Source organism: Litorivita sp. NS0012-18 (assembly GCF_040371945.1).
GTDB lineage: Bacteria > Pseudomonadota > Alphaproteobacteria > Rhodobacterales > Rhodobacteraceae > Litorivita.
In genome coordinates, this window is the sequence record NZ_BAABWS010000002.1 from 173,804 (window position 1) to 195,685 (window position 21,882).

At 61.9% G+C, this 21,882-nt stretch carries 22 protein-coding genes; 15 read left to right on the plus strand and 7 right to left on the minus strand.

All coding sequences use genetic code 11. The annotated features are described in order from the left end of the window. The first annotated feature begins 7 nt into the window (after nucleotides 1-7). The 7 genes from ABWV64_RS10465 (at nucleotide 8) to recO (ending at nucleotide 4,623) form a co-directional block, all read left to right on the plus strand. The gene (locus ABWV64_RS10465; RefSeq protein ID WP_353344945.1) at nucleotides 8-469 is read left to right on the plus strand and encodes a hypothetical protein; all 462 of its coding nucleotides are present in this window, start codon (nucleotides 8-10) and stop codon (nucleotides 467-469) included. Beyond that, entirely contained in the window at nucleotides 466-885 is a 420-nt protein-coding gene (acpS, locus tag ABWV64_RS10470; protein ID WP_353344947.1) for a holo-ACP synthase, read from the plus strand. Before ABWV64_RS10465 ends, acpS begins: the two co-directional genes overlap by 4 nt. 181 nt (nucleotides 886-1,066) lie before the next feature. Then, nucleotides 1,067-1,906, plus strand: a complete 840-nt coding sequence (gene lepB / locus ABWV64_RS10475) for a signal peptidase I (RefSeq protein WP_353344949.1) — start codon at nucleotides 1,067-1,069, stop codon at nucleotides 1,904-1,906. Continuing rightward, nucleotides 1,903-2,586 (plus strand): ribonuclease III, encoded by a 684-nt coding sequence (gene rnc, locus ABWV64_RS10480; protein ID WP_353344951.1) that lies wholly within the window; start codon nucleotides 1,903-1,905, stop codon nucleotides 2,584-2,586. Before lepB ends, rnc begins: the two co-directional genes overlap by 4 nt. Further along, the gene (gene era / locus ABWV64_RS10485; protein WP_353344953.1) at nucleotides 2,583-3,488 is read left to right on the plus strand and encodes a GTPase Era; all 906 of its coding nucleotides are present in this window, start codon (nucleotides 2,583-2,585) and stop codon (nucleotides 3,486-3,488) included. The genes rnc and era overlap by 4 nt, the downstream gene beginning before the upstream one ends. Before the next feature lie 3 nt (nucleotides 3,489-3,491). Beyond that, nucleotides 3,492-3,821, plus strand: a complete 330-nt coding sequence (locus ABWV64_RS10490) for a DUF1491 family protein (protein ID WP_353344955.1) — start codon at nucleotides 3,492-3,494, stop codon at nucleotides 3,819-3,821. 64 nt (nucleotides 3,822-3,885) lie between these two features. Continuing rightward, nucleotides 3,886-4,623, plus strand: a complete 738-nt coding sequence (gene recO / locus ABWV64_RS10495) for a DNA repair protein RecO (protein ID WP_353344957.1) — start codon at nucleotides 3,886-3,888, stop codon at nucleotides 4,621-4,623. Nucleotides 4,624-4,635: 12 nt separating this feature from the next. On the opposite strand, the gene ABWV64_RS10500 is transcribed toward recO, so the two are convergent. From ABWV64_RS10500 to ABWV64_RS10515, 4 genes are all read right to left on the minus strand, one after another. Then, the gene (locus ABWV64_RS10500; protein ID WP_353344959.1) at nucleotides 4,636-5,175 is read right to left on the minus strand and encodes a TetR/AcrR family transcriptional regulator; all 540 of its coding nucleotides are present in this window, start codon (nucleotides 5,173-5,175) and stop codon (nucleotides 4,636-4,638) included. A gap of 100 nt (nucleotides 5,176-5,275) precedes the next feature. Continuing rightward, on the minus strand, nucleotides 5,276-6,076 hold the full coding sequence (locus ABWV64_RS10505) for a metal ABC transporter permease (RefSeq protein WP_353344961.1): 801 nt from the start codon (nucleotides 6,074-6,076) through the stop codon (nucleotides 5,276-5,278). Beyond that, entirely contained in the window at nucleotides 6,073-6,933 is an 861-nt protein-coding gene (locus ABWV64_RS10510) for a metal ABC transporter ATP-binding protein (protein WP_353344963.1), read from the minus strand. The genes ABWV64_RS10505 and ABWV64_RS10510 overlap by 4 nt, the downstream gene beginning before the upstream one ends. Next, complete coding sequence (locus ABWV64_RS10515; protein ID WP_353344965.1) at nucleotides 6,930-7,424, minus strand: Fur family transcriptional regulator; 495 nt, start codon at nucleotides 7,422-7,424, stop codon at nucleotides 6,930-6,932. Before ABWV64_RS10515 ends, ABWV64_RS10510 begins: the two co-directional genes overlap by 4 nt. 120 nt (nucleotides 7,425-7,544) lie before the next feature. Between ABWV64_RS10515 and ABWV64_RS10520 the strand changes: the two genes are divergently transcribed. The 5 genes from ABWV64_RS10520 to ABWV64_RS10540 all read left to right on the plus strand — a co-directional run bounded on the left by ABWV64_RS10520 (nucleotide 7,545) and on the right by ABWV64_RS10540 (nucleotide 13,565). Further along, on the plus strand, nucleotides 7,545-8,831 hold the full coding sequence (locus ABWV64_RS10520; protein ID WP_353344967.1) for a zinc ABC transporter substrate-binding protein: 1,287 nt from the start codon (nucleotides 7,545-7,547) through the stop codon (nucleotides 8,829-8,831). Nucleotides 8,832-9,155: 324 nt separating this feature from the next. Continuing rightward, nucleotides 9,156-10,190 (plus strand): TRAP transporter substrate-binding protein, encoded by a 1,035-nt coding sequence (locus tag ABWV64_RS10525; RefSeq protein WP_502902643.1) that lies wholly within the window; start codon nucleotides 9,156-9,158, stop codon nucleotides 10,188-10,190. Nucleotides 10,191-10,375: 185 nt separating this feature from the next. Continuing rightward, the gene (locus ABWV64_RS10530; protein WP_353344969.1) at nucleotides 10,376-10,990 is read left to right on the plus strand and encodes a TRAP transporter small permease; all 615 of its coding nucleotides are present in this window, start codon (nucleotides 10,376-10,378) and stop codon (nucleotides 10,988-10,990) included. Further along, nucleotides 10,987-12,315 (plus strand): TRAP transporter large permease, encoded by a 1,329-nt coding sequence (locus ABWV64_RS10535; RefSeq protein WP_353344971.1) that lies wholly within the window; start codon nucleotides 10,987-10,989, stop codon nucleotides 12,313-12,315. Before ABWV64_RS10530 ends, ABWV64_RS10535 begins: the two co-directional genes overlap by 4 nt. Before the next feature lie 224 nt (nucleotides 12,316-12,539). After that, nucleotides 12,540-13,565: an SLAC1 anion channel family protein gene (locus tag ABWV64_RS10540; protein ID WP_353344973.1), complete on the plus strand. Its 1,026-nt coding sequence runs from the start codon at nucleotides 12,540-12,542 to the stop codon at nucleotides 13,563-13,565. A gap of 81 nt (nucleotides 13,566-13,646) precedes the next feature. Here the strand turns inward: ABWV64_RS10540 and ABWV64_RS10545 are convergent, their stop codons facing one another. Both ABWV64_RS10545 and ABWV64_RS10550 read right to left on the minus strand, forming a co-directional pair. Next, entirely contained in the window at nucleotides 13,647-14,477 is an 831-nt protein-coding gene (locus ABWV64_RS10545) for a 3-oxoadipate:acetyl-CoA acetyltransferase (RefSeq protein WP_353344975.1), read from the minus strand. Nucleotides 14,478-14,679: 202 nt separating this feature from the next. Further along, nucleotides 14,680-16,368 carry an acyl-CoA dehydrogenase family protein gene (locus tag ABWV64_RS10550; protein WP_353344977.1) on the minus strand — a complete coding sequence of 563 codons (1,689 nt, stop codon included), beginning with the start codon at nucleotides 16,366-16,368 and terminating at the stop codon, nucleotides 14,680-14,682. 146 nt (nucleotides 16,369-16,514) lie between these two features. Here ABWV64_RS10550 and ABWV64_RS10555 point away from each other — a divergent pair, with 146 nt between their 5' ends. Then, nucleotides 16,515-17,297, plus strand: a complete 783-nt coding sequence (locus tag ABWV64_RS10555; protein ID WP_502902644.1) for a sulfite exporter TauE/SafE family protein — start codon at nucleotides 16,515-16,517, stop codon at nucleotides 17,295-17,297. Nucleotides 17,298-17,383: 86 nt separating this feature from the next. Here ABWV64_RS10555 and ABWV64_RS10560 read toward each other — a convergent pair whose 3' ends face one another. Further along, nucleotides 17,384-18,982: a phosphoenolpyruvate carboxykinase gene (locus ABWV64_RS10560; RefSeq protein WP_353344979.1), complete on the minus strand. Its 1,599-nt coding sequence runs from the start codon at nucleotides 18,980-18,982 to the stop codon at nucleotides 17,384-17,386. Between the two features lie 390 nt (nucleotides 18,983-19,372). Between ABWV64_RS10560 and ABWV64_RS10565 the strand changes: the two genes are divergently transcribed. Together ABWV64_RS10565 and ABWV64_RS10570 are read left to right on the plus strand one after the other, a co-directional pair. Continuing rightward, nucleotides 19,373-20,074, plus strand: a complete 702-nt coding sequence (locus ABWV64_RS10565; protein WP_353344981.1) for a response regulator transcription factor — start codon at nucleotides 19,373-19,375, stop codon at nucleotides 20,072-20,074. 15 nt (nucleotides 20,075-20,089) lie between these two features. Beyond that, complete coding sequence (locus tag ABWV64_RS10570) at nucleotides 20,090-21,814, plus strand: sensor N-terminal transmembrane domain-containing protein (protein WP_353344983.1); 1,725 nt, start codon at nucleotides 20,090-20,092, stop codon at nucleotides 21,812-21,814. Nucleotides 21,815-21,882: the final 68 nt, after the last annotated feature.

Genomic DNA, 21,882 nt, shown 5'->3' on the forward strand with positions numbered 1-21,882 from the left:
GCGCAGGATGCGCGCGATCTGGGCGCTGTTGCTGGCCTTGGCGCTGCCCTGCGCGCCGCTGTCGGCGCAGCAGGTTTTGGGCTGCGACGGGCATGTGGCGCGGGCCGAGAACCTGATGGAGCCTTGGGACGAAAACAGCCGCAGTTTCTCGGGCGGGCGCACGCGGCTGGCGGTGCTCGACACCATCGAGCCTGCGCTCGGGGCCTTCTATGTGATGATCCTGTCGCCGCCCTTTGATCCGCTGGGCGCGCGCCAATGCCGTGTGGTGGGGCTGTCGCAGGCCATGGGCTTTGCGCGCATCCGCTTTGATGCGCTGGCCTCGGCCTATGATCCGTTGAGCGGCCTGTCGTTTGATCTGCCGGTCGAGATCTATGACGCGGCGCAAGACGCACCCGTGCCCAAGCGATTGCGCCTGAGCGTCAATCAGGCCAGCGGCGAGATCACCGCACAGATCGAGGCGGCGCAATGATCCTTGGCATCGGCACCGATCTGGCCAATATCGAGCGGATCGCGGGGGTTCTGGAGCGTCACGGCGATAGGTTCCGCAACCGCGTTTTCACCGACATCGAACAGGCCAAGGCCGAACGGCGCCGCGATGTGGCGGGGACCTATGCCAAACGCTGGGCGGCGAAAGAGGCCTGTTCCAAGGCGCTGGGCACGGGGCTGCGCATGGGGATCGCGTGGAAGGATATGGCGGTGAGCAACCTGCGCACCGGCCAGCCGGTGATGCATTTGACCGGATGGGCGGCGCAGCGTCTGGCCGAAATGACCCCCGCCGGATATGAGGCGATTGTGCATGTGACCTTGACCGATGACCACCCATGGGCGCAGGCCTTTGTGGTGATCGAGGCGCGCCCCGCGGCGCAGGCCGCAACGCCCCAGTGATCCGCAAGCCGGCGCGGATGCGGGCAGGGCAGGAGCCTGCGGCGCGGATATTTGCAGAACCTGCAAGGGGGCGGCGACATTGAGCCGCTGCGCGCTATGATATCGGCGCATCGGGTTGACAGGCTGCGGCTGCGCGCTCATGAAGCCTGTGACAGATATCGCGAAATGACCGGAGTGCCCCATGGCCGAAACCGCAGAGAAAAAAGGCAATGCCGTCGTCGAGACCATCAAGACCGTGGTCTATGCCTTATTGATTGCGGGGCTGTTTCGCACGCTGCTGTTTCAACCCTTCTGGATCCCGTCGGGATCGATGAAGGACACGCTTTTGATCGGTGATTTTCTTTTCGTGAACAAGATGTCCTATGGCTATTCCTATGCATCTTGCCCGTCGATCCGTATTCCGGCGATTGGCGTCGATGTGGATGCCGAGGATTTTTGCGGCTTCACCAAGGGCGGCAACTCGCGCTTGTTCGGCTCCGAGCCCGAGCGCGGCGATGTGGTGGTATTTCGCCATCCGGTCAGCGGCAGCGATTATATCAAACGGCTGATCGGCCTGCCGGGGGACCGTGTGCAGGTCAAGAACGGCGTTGTGTTTCTCAATGGCGAGGCGGTCAAGCTTGAGCCTGCGGGCACCTTTACCGAAGAATTTGCCAGCCAAGGCCCGCAGCGCATGTTGCCGCGATGCGCCAATGGTGCAGTTGGCGAAGGCGGAAGCTGCGAGAAGGAACGGTTTACCGAAACCTTGCCGGGCGGGGTGAGCCATTCGGTCCTCAACATCGGCAACCAGCGCGCCGATAACACCGGTGTCTATACCGTGCCGGAGGGGCATTATTTCTTCATGGGGGACAACCGCGACAATTCCACCGACAGCCGCTTTTCGCAAAGCGTCGGCGGGGTGGGTTTTGTGCCCTATGAGGATTTGATCGGGCGCGCGGACCGGATCATGTTCTCTTCGGCGGGGCGCTCGATGCTGTTTTTCTGGACATGGCGCGGTGATCGTTTCTTCAAGGGGATCAATTGAAGATTTCGGCGGAATTGAAGGCCTTTGAGGGCCGCATCGGGTATGCGTTCAACCAGCCCGAATTGTTGCTGCGCGCGGTGACGCATAGCTCGATGTCGACGCCCAACCGCGACGACAACCAGCGGCTCGAATTCCTTGGCGATCGGGTGCTGGGCCTTGTGATGTGCGAGGCGCTTTTGGAGGCCGATACCGCCGCCTCCGAAGGCCAGCTTGCGCCGCGGTTCAACGCTTTGGTGCGCAAGGAGGCCTGCGCCGATGTGGCGCGGCAGATCGACCTTGGCGCGGTGCTCAAACTGGGCCGCTCCGAGATGATTTCGGGCGGGCGGCGCAAGAATGCGCTTTTGGGCGATGCGATGGAGGCGGTGATCGCCGCCGTTTACCGCGATGGCGGATTTGCAGCGGCCAAAGCCATGGTCTTGCGCCTTTGGGGCAAGCGTATCCATGAGGTCGAGGAAGACGCGCGCGACGCCAAAACCGCCCTGCAAGAATGGGCGCAGGCGCGCAAATTGCCGCCCCCCCATTACCGCGAACTGGCCCGCAAGGGGCCGGATCATGCGCCGGTCTTTACCATTGCCGCAGAACTCAAAACCGGCGAGAGCGAAGAGGCCACAGCGCCCTCGAAACGCGCCGCCGAACAAGCCGCCGCCAAGGCGCTTTTACACAGATTGGAAAACCCATGACCCGCGCCGGATTTGTCGCCCTGATCGGAGAGCCCAACGCGGGCAAATCCACGCTTTTGAACCGCATGGTCGGGGCGAAAGTGTCGATCGTGACCCATAAGGTGCAAACCACCCGCGCGCGTATTCGCGGCGTGGCCATGGCGGGCGAGGCGCAGATCGTTTTCGTCGACACGCCCGGCCTGTTCAAACCGCGCCGCCGTCTGGATCGCGCCATGGTCGCCGCCGCATGGAGCGGCGCGGCGGACGCCGATGTGGTGGTTTTGATGGTCGAGGCGCATCGCGGCGTGACCGAGGGTGTCGAGGCGATCCTCGAAGGTTTGGGCGACATCGGCAAGGGGCGCAAAATCGCGCTGGCGATCAACAAGATCGACAAGGTCAAGGCCGAGGATTTGCTCGCCCTGACCCAAGCGCTCAACGAGCGCTACGCCTTTGCCGAAACCTTCCTGATTTCCGCCGAGCGCGGGCACGGGGTCGAGACCCTGCGCGATTGGCTGGCGGGCGAATTGCCCGAAGGTCCGTGGCTTTATCCCGAGGACCAGATCGCCGATCTGCCGATGCGCAATATCGCCGCCGAGATCACCCGCGAAAAAATCACCCTGCGTCTGCACCAAGAATTGCCCTATCAGATGACGGTCGAGACCGAAAATTGGGAAGAGCGCAAAGACGGATCGTGCAAGATCGATCAGGTGATCTATGTGGTGCGCGACGGTCATAAGGGCATCGTTTTGGGCAACAAAGGCGAGACGATCAAAGCCTTGGGCAAGGCCGCGCGCGAGGAATTGGAAGAATTCCTTGGCCGCCGCGTGCACCTGTTTTTGCAGGTCAAAGTGCGCCCGAACTGGCTTGAGGAAAAAGAGCGCTATTCCGAAATGGGTCTTGATTTCAAAGACGGCAACGCCTGATCCATGGCGCGTCTGGCCAGCGGCATATGGGTGTCGGCCTATCTGGCGCGGCTGCGGATCTTTGACATTCCGGCCTTTGTGGTGGCCCATGGCGACGACACTGCGGGCGCGGTTCTGGTCAAGCTGAGCACGCTGGACGGGCAGGCCCGCGCCTTCATGCGCGGCTTTGATCTGATGTCGGGGGACCGGCGTTGGGAGGAGCTGGCCGCAGGGCCGGAGCGCGAAGTGGACGCCGCCATCGCCCGACAGCGCGAATTCGACCCCGATCTTTGGGTGATCGAGGTCGAGGACCGCGCGGGGCGGCATTTGCTCGGCGAGGACGGGTTGCAATAGGCCCTGCCGCGCGCCCATAGTTTGCTCATGACATCGCTGCGACACTCACCAAAAGGCCGATCCGATGGAGTGGCGTGACCAAGGCATCTTGCTGTCGGTGCGCCCCCACGGCGAAAGCGGCGCGATCATTGAGGTGTTCACCCCGTCGCGCGGCCGTCACGCGGGGGTGGTGCGCGGCGGGGCCTCGCGCAAAATGGCTCCCGTCTTGCAACCTGGGGCGCAGCTTGACCTGCAATGGTCGGCGCGGCTCGAAGACCATCTGGGCATGTTTCGCGCCGAGCCGCTGCGCTCGCGCTCGGCGGCGGCGATGGCCTCGCGGCTGTCTTTGGCGGGGTTGAACACGGTCACGGCCCTGCTGCTGTTTTGCCTGCCCGAACGCCAAGCTTACGCCGATCTTTACGCGCGTACCGAGGTTTTGCTCGACCTGCTCGGCGCGCCGGAGGTTTGGCCCTTGGCCTATTTGCAATGGGAAATGGCGCTTCTGGGCGAAATGGGCTTCGGGCTTGATCTAAGCTGCTGCGCCGTCACGGGAGCGCGCGACGGGCTGGCCTATGTCTCGCCGCGCACGGGGCGGGCGGTGTCGCGCGCGGGGGCGGGGGATTGGGCCGACCGGCTGATGCCGCTGCCGCCGATCATGCTTGGGCAGGGGGCGGGAGAGGATGCGCAAATCGCCCAAGGGCTGCGCATCACGGGGCATTTCCTGAGCGGCCGCCTTGCGCTTGAGGTGGTGCAAAAACCCTTGCCCGAAGCGCGGGCGCGCTTTGTGCGGCAATTTGAAAAACGCGTGGCCGAGCGCGGCTAGGCCCGCCGCGCCCTAGCGCAGCGCCAAAACCAGATCGACCAATGTGCCAAGCGTCTCTTGATCGGCCTGCGTGGCATCGGGCAGCCCCGCCATACCCACCTGCGCCGCCAGAACCAGCCGCGCGATTTGCGGGTTGGTCACGCCCAGCGTTTCAAGCACCCCGCTCAGGTAATCGAGCCGGATTTTATCGGTCTTGGCCAAGATCGCCGCCGCCGCCGCATCCACCTGTGCCCATCCGCGCAGGGCCTTTTCCGCCCGCGCTTCGGTCTTGTCGGCGGCAAATCCGTTTTGCGCCAGAGCGCGCAGGGTCCGCGTCGCCTCGGCGCGGTCTTTGGGCACCTCGGGCAGGGCCGAATGACGGTCCTCCCAATAGGCGAGCATGGATTTGTGAAAATCCGGCACATCCTTGAAATGCCAATAAAAACTGCCCTTTGTCGTGCCCAGCTCGCGCGCCAGAGGCTCGGCTTTGAGCGCAGAAGGACCATGCTGGCCCAAGGCCTTGAGGCCGGCCAGCATCCAGTCGTCTTTGGAAAGGCGTGTGCTACGTTTCATGTGGTTGATCCTACCGCAGGGGCGGGCGAATCACCAGATTATTATGCAGGTGCAGCATCACATTTCTGCGCTGCCGCATCGGGCGGTAATTCCCCTGTGCTCACAAGGGTTTGCGCAGCGCCCCGATGAGCGCCGCGCCGCAAAACAGCGCCGCCGCGACGCAAACGATGCTCGGTCCGCTGGGGCTGTCATATGCAAAAGAGAAGGCCAGCCCGCCAAAACATGACAGCGCCCCGACCGCAGCGGCGATGGCGGCCATGGCTTCGGGCGTGCGGGCAAATCCGCGCGCCGTTGCCGCCGGAATGAGCAGCAGGGCCGAGATCAGCAATACCCCCACCACTTTGATCGCCACGGCCACGACCAAGGCCAGCGCGAGGGTCAAAATCCGCGCCTCGCGCTTGGGATTCAGGCCGCTGGCCGAGGCCAGATCGGGGCTGAGCGTGGCGGTCAACAGCGCGCCCCAACGCGCGTAAAGCAGCGCCAGAACCGCCAAGGCCCCGCCCCAGATCACCACCAGATCGCCGCGCGTCACCGCCAGAATGTCGCCAAACAGATAGGCCATCAAATCGATCCGCACGCCTTGCAGGAAGCTCACCGCGACAAGACCGACGGCCAGCGCCGAATGGGCCAGAACCCCCAAAAGCGTGTCGATCCCGTGGCCGCGATCCGACAGGGCCGAAACCGTCAGCGCCATCGCCAGCGCCACGGCCAGAACCGCCGGAAACACCGGCACCGCAAAGGCCAGCGACAGCGCCACGCCCAAAATCGCCGCATGGGCCGTGGCATCGCCGAAATAGGCCATGCGCCGCCAGACCACGAAACAGCCCAAAGGCGCGGCGGCCAAGGCCACGCCCAGCCCCGCCAAAGCGGCGCGCAGGGCGAAATCATCCAAGAGTGTCATAGGGTTTCTTCCGTTTTCGGGCTGCTGTGGGCGTGCCGTGAACCGTGCTCTGCGCCGTGCTCTGCGCTGTGATCATGGGCGCAGCTTTCGTCGTGTGTGTGCCCCTGAGTGTCGCCGTGCCCGTGATCATGCGTGTGATCATGAGTGTGGTCATGTCCGTGGTCATGCTCATGGCGGTAAAGCGCCAAAGCCCCATGGGTGCCGGAGCCGAACAGCGCGCGATATTCGGGGGCCGAGGCGACGATTTCGGGCGTGCCGTGGCAACAGACATGGCCATTGAGGCACACCACGCGGTCCGAGGCGCTCATCACCACATGCAATTCATGGCTGACCATCAGCACCGCACATCCCAACCGTGCGCGCAATTCCTCGATCTGGCGGTAAAAATTGGCCGATCCGGCTTGGTCGAGCCCCTGCGTCGCCTCGTCGAGCAGCAATAGGTCGGGGGTTTCCAGAACCGCGCGTGCCAAAAGCACCCGTTGGAATTGTCCGCCCGACAGCGCCGCCATTTGCCGTTTTGCCAGATCCGGCGCGCCCGCCTCGTCGAGGGCCTGCGCCACGTCCTGCGCGCTGCGCCGCTCGGGCAAGGACAAGAACCGCTCCACGGTGATCGGCAGCGCCGGATCGATATGCAACTTTTGCGGCACATAGCCGATGCGCAGCCCTTTGGCGCGGGTGATCTGCCCCGTTTGCACAGGCACCGCGCCGATGATCGCCTTGAGCAATGTGGATTTGCCCGACCCGTTGGGGCCGACGATGGTGACGATCTCGCCGCGCGCGATCTGCAGATCGACGCCGTCGAGGGCTTGGTGCGCGCCGACCTTCACGCCAAGGCCGGTGATGGTCAAAAGGCTCATGCGGGGGGCGCCTTGGCGCAGAGCGGGCAAAGCCCCTCGGCCTCGATCACCACCCGCTCGACGGTGAAACCCGCGCGCTGCGCCGCTGCGCCGACCAAGGAGGCATCGGCCTCGGCGAGGGCCTCTTCGACCGCCCCGCAGGTGCGGCAGATCAGGAAAGCGGGCGAATGCGCGCCGCCGCCATGGGCCGCCGGATCGGCGCAAGCGACATAGGCATTGAGGCGCTCGATCTTATGGGCCAACCCGTTGGAGACCAGAAAATCCAAGGCGCGATAGGCCACGGGGGGCTGTGCGCTCATGCCGTCATCGGCCAGATGGGGCAAGATGTCATAGGCTCCCATGGCCTTGTGTTCCTTGAGCAAAATTTCCAGAACGCGGCGGCGGGCAGGGGTGAATTGCAACCCCTGCGCGGCGCAGCGTTCGGTTGCGGCGCGCATGGCATTGTCGATGCAAGCGCCGTGGTCGTGATGTTCAAATCCGAGGGCGGGCATGGGGTCTCCGGTCTGCGGGGCGCGCCGGTCAGGGGCGCGGTTTTTGGGTTGTGATGATATAACATTACGATTATAGGGATTGCAAATGTTATATCATTACACTCTCGGGAGATATGTTTCATGACCACGCCACTCGCCGCGCGCCTGCGCCGCACCGCTTTTGCCATGACCGCGCTGATCGCCTCTGCGGCTATTTCGACCGCCACCAAGACCGCCGCAGAGCCGCTGCGCGTGCTCGCCGATATCGCGCCGGTCGGCTCTTTGGCGGCGATGGTCATGGGCGATCTGGGCGCGCCGCAGGTCTTGGTGCCCGCAGGGGCCTCGGCCCATACGCTGTCCTTGCGCCCGTCGCAGGCGCGGGCCGTGCAGCAGGCCGATCTGGTGATCTGGGTCGGGCCGGCGATGGCGCCATGGCTGGGCGAGGCATTGGAGAGCCTCGCGCCGCAGGGCCGCGCCTTGGCGTTGATGGAGGCGCAGGGCACGCATCTTTTGCCCGCCCGCGCGGCGATTGCCTTTGAGGCGGGTCACGAGGGCGGGGAAGCAGACCGTGACGATCATGAGGCGCATGAGGGGCACGATCTTGAGGCGGACGGGCACGAGGCGCATGACCATGAGGAGCATGACAAAGAGGGCCATGCCAACGAGGGGCATGATCACGAAGATCATCACGAGGATCATAAGGAAGCCCATAGTGCGGCTCACGAGGAAGAGCACGAGAAAGAGCATGAGACAGAGCATGGTCGCGCGGGCCATGACACGCATGACACTCATGACGCGCAGCATGATGACCACGCCGACCATGACACTCATGACGAGCATGAAGACGAGCATGAAGAAGGCCATGACGACCATGCAGCAGCACAGGATCACCACGACCATGATCACGGCTCGGGCGAGGATCCGCATGTCTGGCTTGATCCGAAAAACGCGGTGCTTTGGCTTGATGTGATCGCGGCGGCCATGGCGGAGGCCGATCCCGACAATGCGGCGCAATACCGGCGCAATGCCAAGGCCGGACAGGCGCAGATCACCGAGGCCGCCGCGCAGGCGCGCGCGCAACTGGACGCGGCGGCGCGCGTGCCGATCCTCGCCTTCCACGATGCCTATCAATATTTCGAGCGCGCCTTTGATTTGAACGTGATTGGCGCGGTCTCCCTTTCCGATGCCAGCGATCCGGGACCGGCGCGGATTGCCGCGCTGCGCGACTTGGTGCGCGCGCGCGCCGTGCGCTGTGCCATCACCGAGCCGCAGTTTGCCGCGCGTCGGCTTGATCTGGTGCTCGAAGGGCGCGACGTGCGCCGCGTCGAGGTCGATCCGATGGGCTATGATCTGGCGCAGGGGGCGGGGCTTTATCCGGCGTTGATTCTGGCGATGGCGGAGCGTTTGGCCCGCTGCGCGGCGCCCTAGTGAAATTATTTTCGCAGCGGACTATTCGGGTCGCCGGGCGCGGGGAGTAAATAAAGTTATGGATCATAGCAATATTTTACCCGCGCCGAACGCCGCACCGCCAGCGGGCAAAAACTCTATTCAATCAAAGCCATCGATTAGGGCTTGATCTTTTCGGGGTGACGTTCATGAATGGCAACCTGTGAACACTGCCAACTATTTTTCGTGCCGCTAAGAACGCAAAGAGGAGAATTGCGAATAGGCGCGATGACAAAAATAGGGCATGCTCGCGCAAGATCGCCGCGAAAAGGCGGCGCATGTTGAAAGATCAGGGAGGATACCAACATGAGCTTTATGAAGAATGCACGCCGCACCGTTGCCGCAAGCGCAATGTTTGCCGCGATGAGCGCCTCGGCCTTTGCCCAAGAGGTGACGTTGAAGATGCACCAGTTCCTGCCCGCGCAGGCCTCGGTGCCGAGCCAGATTCTGGACGTCTGGGCCGATAAGGTCGAAGCGGAATCGGGCGGAAAAATCAAAATCGAACGCTATCCGTCGATGCAATTGGGCGGCAAGCCGCCGGAATTGGCCGACCAAGTGGTGGATGGCATTGCCGATATCGTTTGGACCGTGACCGGCTATAGCCCAGGTCGTTTCCCGCGCTCGGAAGCCTTCGAGATGCCCTTTACCATGACCAACGCCGAAGACACCTCGCGCGCCTATTGGGAATTTGCCGAGAAGAACATGCTCGACAAAGACTTTGCCGAGATGAAGATGCTGGCGGTTTGGGTCCATGGCCCCGGTCTCATCCACTCGAAAAACCCGATTGCGTCGGTGGCCGATCTGAACGGTGTCAAGCTGCGCGCGCCGACCCGCGTGACCAACAAACTCTTTAGCACCATGGGCGCAACGCCCGTTGGCATGCCCGTGCCCGCCGTGCCTGAGGCCCTGTCCAAAGGCGTGATCGATGCGACCGTGATCCCGTGGGAAGTGACCTCGGCGCTCAAAGTGTCGGAACTGGTGAGCAACCACACCGAATTTGGCGATGACACGCTCTATACCACCACCTTCATCTTTGCGATGAACAAGGACAAATACGAGAGCCTGTCTGACGAGCTTAAAGCCGTGATCGACGCCAACTCCGGCGCCGATGTGTCGGCATGGGCGGGCAAGGTCATGCAAGCGGCGGACGCGCCCGCCCGCAAGATCGCCGTGGATCGTGGCAACACCATCATCACCTTGACGCCCGAGCAAGTGGCCGAATGGAAAGCCGCCGCAGCCCCCATCGAGGCGGGTTGGGTCGAAGAGGTCTCGACCAATGATCTCGACGGTCAGGCGCTTTTGGATGAAGCCAAAGCCTTGATCGCCAAGCACAGCAAATAAGCCTCGGGTCACCCTGAGGTCGGGGCTGCGGCATCGCGTGCTGCGGCCCCTTTTTATACCCACCGCCCGCGCGGCCCATACCGCAGACCGCGGCCTCGACCGCGCCCGCGCACACCACTGCAATGACCGCAATGACCGCAAAACGGCCCAAGCAGGTCCACAGGCGGCTCTCAAAGAGGTTTTCCATGCCACGACACTCCACCGGTGCCCATCGCAGGCTCTACCGCCTTATGCTGCGCCTGTCGCAAACAATGGCCATCCTTGGCGGCATCGTCCTGACGGGGCTGATTGTGCTGATCGTCATTTCGGTGGCGGGGCGCTCGCTCAATACGATCTTGCATCTGGGCTTTGTCGAAAACAGCTTTCCGCAGATGGCAAAGAGCCTTCTGGATTGGGGCGTTGGCCCGATTTTGGGCGAATATGAGGTGGTCGAAACCTCTATGCCCTTCACGATCCTTGCCTTTATGCCTCTGTGCCTTTTGACCGGCGGCCATGCCTCGGTCGATCTTTTTACCCAGCGCCTGCCGCAAAATCTGAACCGTTTCATCGATCTGGTGGTCGCGGTGCTTTTTGCGGTGAGCTTTTTGCTGATCACTTGGCGTCTGTTTGAGGGGATGTCGGGCAAAATGCGCTACAACGAGAGCACCACCTTGATGCAAATTCCTGTCTGGAAGGCCTATGCGGCGGCCTTTGTCTCTGCCGTCGTCACCTGTGTGGTGGCGGTTTACGTCGCGCTTGTGCGCCTCATCGAGAGCCTCACAGGCCGCGTGATGTTGCAAACAGGGGGGGCAGAGCATTGACCGATATTGCTCTTGGCGTTGCCTCCTTTCCGGCGCTTTTGCTGCTGATTTTCTTGCGCGTGCCCATCGGGCTGGCGATGTTTCTGGTCGGGATGGCGGGGTATTACTACCTCACCGGCGGTATGAAGCTGACCTATAGCGTATTGAAATCGCACACCTATTCCGAATTTTCGAGCTACTCTCTCTCGATCGTGCCGATGTTCTTGCTGATGGGGCATTTCGCCACCCTTGGTGGCATGTCCACCGCATTGTTCAAAGCCGCCGAGGCGTTTTTGGGCCATCGGCGCGGCGGGGTTGCCATGTCGGCGGTCGGGGCCTGCGCGGGCTTTGGCGCGATTTGCGGATCGTCCTTGGCCACTGCGGCCACCATGGGACAGGTCGCCTTGCCCGAACTGCGCCGCTATGGCTATTCGGGGGGCTTTTCGACCGCGACTTTGGCGGCGGGCGGCACTTTGGGTATTCTCATTCCGCCCTCGGTGATCTTGGTGATCTATGCCACTTTGACCGAGCAAAACATCGCCAAACTGTTCCTCGCGGCCTTTATTCCAGGCATCTTGGCAGCCATCGGCTATATGCTCACCATCTCGCTCTATGTGCGGCTGCATCCCGATGCCGCTGGCGTGCGCCCGCCCGTGCCGATGCGCGAGCGCTTCAAGGCGCTGGCTGCCGTATGGCCGGTTTTGATGGTCTTCCTCGCCGTGATCGGCGGGATCAACCTCGGGGTCTTTTCGCCCACCGAAGGCGCGGCCGTGGGCGCGGCGGGCACCGGATTGATCGCGCTGCTCAGCGGCGGTCTGTCGTGGCCCAAGCTGGCCGAAAGCTTTCTGGCGACGGGGCGCAATACGGCGATGATCTTCTTTATCGTCTTTGGCGCGGCCTTCTATAACGCCTTTCTCGCCCGCTCCGGCGCGCCGCAGGCCCTGTCCGATTTCATCGCCGGTTCCGGCTTTAGCCCGTGGTTCATTTTGACCGTGATCTTGGTGCTTTACCTGATCTTCGGCTGCATCATGGACAGCCTGTCGATGATCCTTTTGACCATCCCGATTTTCTGGCCGATCATCTCGACGCTGGATTTCGGGCTGAACTCCACCGAAGAGGTGGCGATCTGGTTCGGGATCATCGTGTTGATCGTGGTCGAGGTCGGATTGATCACGCCGCCCGTGGGGATGAACCTGTTTGTGATCAACTCGATGGACCGCAAAACCCCGATCATCGAAACCTATCGCGCGGTGATGTATTTCGTCGCCTCCGATATGGTGCGGGTGGTGGTCTTGATCCTCTTCCCGGGGATCACGCTGTTCTTCTTGCGGCTCTTTGGCGGCTAGAGGCGCGCGGCAAACTGATCAAAAGGCGGGCCGCTCTTGGCCCGCCTTTGTCATTTGGGCGGCAACTTGCGCGCCCCCTCCGAGGCATGTGCCGCCACTTGGGCGATGGTTTCGCGCGCTTAGGCAGGCGCCTGCTTGACCTGCCTCAAAGTGCGGCGCAGTGTTATATGCGAAATGCATTATGTATTGGGCCGACCCGATGGGCGCCGCCGAGGAGAGAGCAGATGGCCGACACACAGATGACCCCACAGGCAAAGGCGCCCTCTGCGCCCCCTGCGCCGCCTGCGCCAGATGCCACGCCCCATAGCGCCTTGGCCCATTATCCGGTGACGTTTTTCGCCGTGGTCATGGGGCTGGCGGGGTTGACGCTGGCGCTGCATGCGGCCAGCGCGGGCTTGGGGGTGACGGATGCGCCTGCGCGGGTGATGTTCTATGTCACGGGGGCGGTCTTTGTCGCCATCGCAGCGGGTTACATCGCCAAAGCGCTGCGCTATCCACAGATGGTGCGCGCCGAATGGCACCACCCCGTGCGCCTGTCGTTCTTCCCTGCGATCTCGATCTCGCTGCTGCTCTTGGCGGTGGCGGCCTTGGGGCACAGCCGCGCCTTGGCCGAGGGGCTATGGCTTGCGGGCATGGCGGGGCAGGGGGTTTTGACCCTCGCGGTGGTGACCGGATGGATCGGCACGCGCAGCTTTTTGATGGGCAGCCTGTCGCCCGCATGGTTCATTCCGGCGGTGGGCAATGTGATCGTGCCGCTGGCGGGGGCGCAACTGGGCTATATCGAGCTGAGCTGGTATTTCATGTCCGTCGGCGTGATGTTCTATATCGTGCTGTTGACGCTGGTGATGAACCGGCTGATCTTCCACGATCCCTTGCCAGGAAAATTGCAACCGACGCTGGTGATCCTGATCGCGCCGCCTGCGGTGGCCTTTGTGGCATGGCTGCGCCTGACCGGCGAGGTGGATGCCTTTGCGCGCATCTTGTTGAATGTCGCCTATTTCTTCACGCTCATCGTGGCGGTGCAATTGCCGCGGATCATCGCGCTGCCCTTTGCCATGTCGTTCTGGGCGCTGAGCTTTCCCTTTGCGGCCATCACCATCGCCAGCTTTGTCTATGCGGGCGAGACGGGCAGCGCGCTGCACCGGCTGTTTGGCACGGGGCTTTTGGCGGTGCTTTGCGTGGTGATCGCGGCGCTGGTCCTGCGCACCCTGCGCGCCATGAAGGCGGGCGAGATTTGCGTACCTGAATAAGCCCGCCCGCGCCTCGTGATGAGGCGCGGGCGATGTTTTGCATGAATTGCCATTAGGGGCGCCGCGCGGGGCGCGGGCGGCTTACACCGCGCGTAGATCCAGTATCGCGCGCGCCTGTGCGGGGGTGGCCACGGGGCGCTCGTATTTCTCGCAAAGGTCCGCGACCCGCTTGACCAAAGCCGCATTCGACGGGGCCAGCGTGTCGCGATCCAGCCGCACGTTGTCCTCCAATCCGGCGCGCGCATGACCGCCCGCCGCCACGACCCATTCGTTCACCGTGATCTGGTCCTTGCCGATCCCCGCCGCGCACCAATCGGCATCGGGCGCCAGACGCTTGAGGGTTTTGATATAGAAATCAAAGACTTCGCGGTCGACGGGCATGGCGTTTTTCACCCCCATCACGAATTGCACATAAAGCCGCCCCGGAATGCGGCCATCGCGGTTCATCGCGGCAGCTTGGAAGATATGGCTCAAATCAAAGGCTTCGACCTCGGGTTTGATGTCATAGGTCTTCATCTCGGAGGCCAGCCAATCCACCAGATCGGGAGAATTCTCATAGACCCGCGTCGGGAAATTGTTCGACCCCACCGAGAGCGAGGCCATATCGGGGCGCAGGTCCAGCATCCCGCCGCGCGTTTTGCCCGCGCCGGAGCGCCCGCCGGTGGAAAACTGGACGATCATTTCGGGGCAATGTTTGCGGATGCCCTCTTGCAGCGCGGCAAAGCGTTCGGGGTCCGATCCGGGCGTGCCATCGGCATTGCGCACATGGGCGTGCATGATGCTCGCACCGGCCTCATAGGCCTCATGGGTGCTTTCGATCTGTTCGGCCACGGTGATCGGCACGGCGGGGTTGTCGGCCTTGGTGGGGACCGATCCGGTGATGGCACAGCAGATGATGCAAGGTTGTGTCATGGGGCGCGCGTTCCTTGTAAAATAGGGGGCGGGATGTCCCGCCAAACTGCGCGAATTTACGCGGCGCGGCGATATGTGTCAATGTCAGTTACTTTGCCCCTGTCCAAATCAAAACGACCCCAGATAAGACCCCCGAAAAACGCAAAACCGCCCCGCGCAAAAGCGACACGGGGCGGTTTGATCTTGTCACAGACGGGGTGAATCAGCCGAGCAAACGGCGCGCGATCACCTGCGCCTGAATCTCCGCCGCGCCCTCGAAAATGTTGAGGATACGCGCATCGCACAGGATGCGGCTGATGGTGTATTCCAAGGCAAAGCCGTTGCCGCCGTGGATTTGCAGCGCATTGTCGGCGCAGGCCCATGCCACCCGCGCGCCCAAGAGTTTCGCCATGCCCGCCTCGACGTCGCAGCGGCGGTCTTGGTCCTTCTCGAAGGCCGAGAAATAGGTCAACTGGCGCGCGATGGTGATCTCGACCGCCATCATCGCCAATTTGCCCGCCACACGGGGGAAGTTCACCAACTGGCTGTCAAAGGCCTTGCGGTCGAGCGCATATTGCAAGCCCACGTCCAAAGCCGCCTGCGCCACGCCGATGGCGCGGGCGGCGGTCTGGATGCGCGCGGCTTCAAAGGTCTGCATCAACTGCTTGAAGCCTTTGCCCTCTTCGCCGCCCAACAGGTTCTCGCCCTTCACATGGAAGTTGTCGAAACCCAGCTCGTATTCCTTCATGCCGCGATAGCCGAGCACTTCGATCTCGCCGCCGGTCATGCCTTCGGTGGGGAAGGGGTTGGCATCATCGCCAGGGGTCTTTTCGGCGAGGAACATCGACAGGCCGCGGTGATCGTTATTGGCCGAGTCGGTGCGCGCCAGAACCGTCATCACATGGGTGCGCGCGGCATGGGTGATCCATGTCTTGTTGCCGGTGATTTTGTAATCGCCATTCTCGTCCTTGACCGCGCGGGTGCGCAGCGAGGCAAGGTCCGATCCGGTGTTCGGCTCGGTGAAGACGGCGGTGGGCAGGATCTCGCCCGAGGCCAGACCCGGCAACCATTTTTGCTTTTGCGCGTCGGTGCCGCCGCACAGGATCAATTCGGCCGCGATTTCCGAGCGGGTGGCCAGCGAGCCAACCCCGATATAGCCGCGCGACAATTCCTCGGAGACCACAACCATCGAGGCTTTGGACAGGCCGAAGCCGCCGAATTCTTCGGGGATGGTCAGGCCAAAGACGCCCATTTCGGACAGCTCTTCGATCACCGACATCGGGATCAATTCGTCCTTGAGGTGCCATTCATGGGCAAAAGGTTCCACCTTTTCCGTGGCATAGCGGCGGAACTGATCGCGGATCATTTCCAATTCCTCGTCAAGACCCGAGGCGCCGAACATGCCGTTGGCTTGTTGTTCGACCATCAATTCGGCCAGACGCATCCGCGCGGCTTGGCTGTTGCCCGCGGCCATCAAGGTGCCGATCTCGGCGGTTTGCAACGCCGCCAAAGCCTCGGCGCCCAGACCCAGATCATGCAGGCGCACGATCTCGTTCTGGCTCATTTGAATGCCGCCGCCGATCTGCATCAGATATTCGCCAAAGGCGATCTGGTGGATCAATTGCTCGATCTCGCCGAATTTGCCCTCGCCTTGCAGTTTTTCGGCCCATTTTTGCATCTGGCGCAGGGATTCGACATAGGTGGCCAGCCACGCAAGCCCGTGGGTCGCGGTTTGCTCTTTCTCGACTTCGCGCGCGGACACGCGGCCCTCGACCTCGACACGCGCGCGCACGGTTTTTTGGGCCTGCTCCAACACCGCCTCGACGGGCGGCACAGCGGCCCCCGTCAGCGCCAGAAGATCGGGGAGAATGATGCTGTCTGTCATCGCGTGTCCTTGTCCGTCATGAGCCATGAATCATGTCCTTTTTTGTCTGGCCTTGGTTTAATCACTTTGCAGGTGCAGCGCAACATTTATGCGGCTTTATCGTTTGTTTTGATCGAAAATTGCGCATTGAATTTTTCTGATGCTGCGCTAGCGAAAGCTGCTAAGGATCACTTATGGATATATACGCACCCCTCGCCGCACTGGATCTGTCACCTTCTGTCGCACTTATGTGTCTGGCGGTGGGGCTGTTTGCGGGGGTGGTCAAGGGCCTTGTCGGATTTGCCATGCCGATGATGATGATTTCGGGGCTGGGCGCGCTGGTCTCGCCCGAACTGGCCTTGGCCGGATTGATCGTGCCGACGCTTTTGACCAACGGCTGGCAGGCCCTGCGCCAAGGGCCGCGCGCGGCATGGGCGTCGATCCGCAAATTCTGGCGCTTTTTGGTGGCGGGCGGCGTGATGCTTTTGCTCTCGGCGCAATTGGTGCGGGTCTTGCCGGTGCCGGTGATGCTGGCCGCGATCGGCGTGCCGATCACCATCTTCGCCCTCAGCCAGATGGCGGGCCGCCAATTGCGCCTTGCCGCGCCCCCTTCGGCGCGTATCGAGGCGGGGATCGGCGCCTTTGCGGGATTTATCGGCGGGTTTTCCGGCGTGTGGGGACCGCCCACCGTGGCGCTTTTGACCGCGATGAACACCCCCAAACAAGAGCAGATGCGGGTGCAGGGGGTGATCTACGGGCTGGGCGCGGTGGCGCTGTTGGGGGCGCATATCACCTCAGGCGTGATCAGCCGCGCGACATTGCCCTTTTCCGTGATGCTGGTGGTGCCCGCCTTGATCGGCATGGGGATCGGCTTGCGTCTGCAAGACCGCATCGATCAGGCGCAGTTTCGCCGCGCCACGATGGTGGTACTTTTGCTGGCGGGGCTGAACCTTATCCGCCGCGCGATGTTTGCCTGAGCGGTCAACCCACCAGATGCAAACCATAAAAATGCCCCGCTGCATCACCTGCAGCGGGGCTTTGATTTTTCGCGATGGCGCGGGGCCTAGCCGATTGCGGCGGCTTTCACATCATCGTCGATATAGGGCACATATTGCTCGAAGTTGTCGGCAAACATCTGCACCAGCTTGGCCGCCTGCGCGTCATAGGCGGCGCCATCGGCCCATGTCTGGCGCGGATCGAGCAATGTGTCGTCCACACCTGCGACCGAGACCGGCACGTCAAAGCCGAAGTTCTCGTCCTTGCGGAATTCGGCGCTGTTGAGCGTGCCTTCCAAAGCGGCGGTCAAAAGCGCGCGGGTCGCTTTGATCGGCATGCGGCTACCGGTCCCGAACATACCGCCGGTCCAACCGGTGTTCACCAGCCAGCAGGTCGCGCCGTGTTTGGCGATTTTTTCGCGCAACAGATCGCCGTAGGCCTCGGGGCGGCGCGGCATGAAGGGCGCGCCAAAGCAGGTCGAGAAGGTCGGCGTCGGTTCGACAACGCCGCGCTCGGTGCCCGGAGTTTTCGAGGTGAAGCCCGACAAGAAGTGATACATCGCCTGCGCAGGGGTCAGCCGCGAGATCGGAGGCAGAACGCCGTAAGCGTCACAGGTCAGCAAGATCACGTTCTTGGGGTGCCCGCCCATCGCATTGTCCGAGGCGTTCGAGATATATTCGAGCGGATAGGCACAGCGCATGTTTTCGGTCAGCGAGCTGTCTTCGAAATCAAGTTCGAAGGTCTCGGGGTCATAGACCATATTCTCGATCACGGTGCCGAATTTGCTGGTCGTCGCATAGATTTCCGGCTCGGCCTCGGGCGAGAGGTTGATGGTCTTGGCATAGCAGCCGCCCTCGAAGTTGAAGGTGCCGCGGTCCGACCAGCCGTGTTCGTCATCGCCGATCAATGTGCGCGACGGATCGGCCGACAGCGTGGTTTTTCCGGTGCCCGACAGGCCAAAGAAAATCGCGGTATCGACCGGATTGCCCACCGCATGGTTGGCCGAGCAATGCATCGGCATGATGCCTTTTTCGGGCAACAGGTAGTTGAGCAGGGTAAAGACCGATTTCTTGTTCTCGCCCGCATATTCGGTGCCGCCGATCAAGATCAGCTTCTTGTCGAAGTTCATCGCGATCACGGTCTCCGAGCGGCAATCATGCTTGGCAGGGTCCGCTTGGAAGCTGGGGCAGTTGATGACGGTGAAATCGGCGATAAAGCTGTCCAGCGCGGCGCGTTCGGGACGGCGCAGCATGTGGCGGATGAACAGCCCGTGCCACGCCAGTTCGGTGACCATACGCACATTGATCGAATGGGCCGGATCGGCGCCGCCGATCAGGTCTTGGACGTAATAGTCCTTGCCCTTCATATGGGCGAGCATATCGGCATGCAGCGCGTCAAAGCCTTCGGGCGACATGGCGGCATTGTTTTCCCACCAGATGCTGTCGATCACGCTGTCGGTTTTGACCACATGTTTGTCTTTGGGCGAACGTCCGGTGAATTTGCCGGTGCTGCACAAAAAGGCACCACCATTGCCAAGGGTGCCCTCGCCGTTCTTGAGCGCGGCTTCAATCAGCGCGGGCTCCATAAGATTGTAAGAGACATTGCCCAGACCTTCGATCCCTTGATCTTCCAGTCGGAATTGCGGGTTTACCCGTCCAAATGTCATATTGCCAAGCTCCTGTAGCCGCGTGAGTGCGGCGGTCTCCTCAACCAGCGTCGGATCACCCAAACGCCGAACGGGCCGATGATGGCCCGATAGGCAGCGTCTTAACATGACGTTTCTGTAAAGGAACAGGACGGTTTTGCGCAGTTTGCGCAAACATAAGTGGTTTAGCGCAATCAGTTTGTTGCGCGTGTCCATCAAGACACGGGCCAGACCGGAGCAAAACAGCGGTTAACCACAAAAGTGAGGCAATTTAGCCATTCCTAAGAACTTTTTGTCCTAAATGGGGCGTTGGATCTGGACCGATTCGCATTTGGGATTGCCTGCGGCGCTTAAAAGGGCGCATAAAGATTGAAAAAAACAGGCAATAAGAGCAGTACAAGGAATACAACCATGTCGAAAATCGCCCTTGTGGACGATGACAGGAATATCCTGACGTCGGTCGCGATGACCCTCGAGGCAGAGGGTTTCGAAGTCGAAACATATAATGACGGCCAGCAAGCGTTGGATGCTTTTAACAAGCAGCTCCCCGATATGGCCGTGCTGGATATCAAAATGCCGCGGATGGACGGGATGGACCTGCTCCAGCGCCTGCGCCAGAAAACCGCCATGCCGGTGATCTTCCTGACCTCGAAAGATGACGAGATCGACGAAGTGCTCGGCCTGCGTATGGGTGCCGATGATTACGTGAAAAAGCCGTTTTCCCAACGGCTTCTGGTCGAACGCATCCGCGCGCTCTTGCGCCGTCAGGACGCGGTCGCAGGCGAGGTTGTCGCCGATACCGAAGAGACCAAAGTCATGGAACGCGGCGAATTGCGCATGGACCCCTTGCGCCATGCGGTGACATGGAAGGGCAATGACGTGTCCCTCACGGTCACCGAATTCTTGCTCTTGCAAGCGCTCGCCCAACGCCCCGGATTTGTGAAGTCGCGCGACCAGTTGATGGATGTCGCCTATGATGATCAGGTCTATGTCGACGACCGCACCATCGACAGCCACATCAAACGCCTGCGTAAGAAAATGCGCACCGCCGACAGCGATTTCTCTGCCATTGAGACGCTTTACGGGATCGGTTATCGTTATAACGAAGAATAACGACCGGTTTTCAAGATGGCTCTTGCCGAAAGGATAGGCGTGCGCGACATGGCCCCCTCCAAACGGGATGGCGATGTGGTTTTGGGCGACGATTTTGTCGCCCCGAACGGCACCGTCGAAGACGAGGTCCGCGTGCGCCGCGAGCGCCGCGGATTGTTGTCGCTCAAACGCTCGCCCCTGACCCGTAAAATCATCACCTTCAACTTGATCGCCCTGAACGTTCTGGTTGCCGGTATTCTCTATCTCAATTCCTCGCGCGACAGCCTCGCGCAGCAACGCGCCAGCGGGCTGGTCTCCGAGGCCGAACTGGTCGCCGATGTGTTCGAGGCGCAATTGCCCTCCGGCGCGCCGGTGTCTTTCGCCAGCGGCGATGGCGTCGATGTCGAACGCACGCTTTCGGGGCTGGATATGCGCGCCTCGGTCGAGGTCTTTGTCTATGACGCCTCGCAGGCGCTCATCGGTTCGTCGCAAGGCGCAGGGCGCGGCGCGGCAGCGGGCGAAAAGCGCCGCACCGACAATCCCACCGTGATCACCGATTTCCTCACAACCCTGTGGACCGGCATCAGCCGCGTTTTCGCCGCGCAGCAAGCCGAAGTGCGCACCGTTGCCGTGGCCGACCAGATCGCCGCGCTGGTTCCGGTCACCCTCGAAGGCACCAGCCATGTGGAAACGGGGCAGGGGCCGGACGGCACGTTTTTCGCCGTCACCACCCCGATCATGCAAAACGGCAAAGCCGTCGGCGTTGTGGCGCTGGCCTCGGCCTCGGGCGAGATCGACGCCCTCGTCGCCTCCGAGCGCGAGCGGGTGTTGCAGATGTTTATCATTGCCACTCTGGTGTCGATCGGTTTGAGCCTCGTGCTCGCCTCGACCATCGCCAACCCGATTTCCGATCTGGCGGCGGCGGCGGAAATCGGCGGGTCGGACAAACGCGGGCGCGGCCAATCGGGGCGCATCCGTATTCCCGATCTGACCGCGCGCCCCGATGAAATCGGCCGCCTGTCGGGCGCGCTGCGCGGGATGGTTTCGGCTCTATACGAGCGGATCGACGGCAACGAACAATTCGCCGCCGATGTCAGCCACGAGATCAAGAATCCGCTGGCCAGCCTGCGCTCTGCCGTGGGCACGCTGCGGGTCGCCAAACGCGATGACCAACGCGAGAAACTGCTCGATGTGATCGACCATGATGTGCGCCGTCTGGACCGTCTGGTGTCGGATATCTCCAACGCCTCGCGCCTCGACAGCGAGCTTGTCAAAGAAGAGCAAGAATCCTTTGATCTGCTGCATATGCTGTCGAACCTGACGCAGTTTTTGGGCGAGGATGCCAAAAGCAAAGGCGTTGATTTTATCTCCGATCTGCCCAAAGATCCGATTGTGATCAACGGGCTGGAGGCACGGTTGGCGCAGGTCTTTGTCAATCTGATCACCAATGCGACCAGCTTTTGCGAGGAGGGCGACGCGATCCGCGTCTGGGCGCGGCAACGTGAAAACCGCGTGCTTGTCGTGGTCGAAGACACCGGTCCCGGCATCCCCGAACAATCGCTGGCCAAGATTTTCAAACGCTTCTATTCGCACCGTCCCGAGAATGATTTCGGCAACAACTCGGGCCTTGGTCTGGCGATTTCCAAACAGATCGTCGAAGCCCATGGCGGGGTGATCTGGGCCGAAAACATCCGCCCGACAGGGGCCGATGTGACCTCCGATCCTTTGGGCGCGCGCTTTGTAGTGGGCCTGCCGGTCTAAACCGATGCAGCGCGGGTGTTTCGAGAGTTCAAAAGGCCATCTGCCCGCGCAGGTGGCCTTTTGAACGA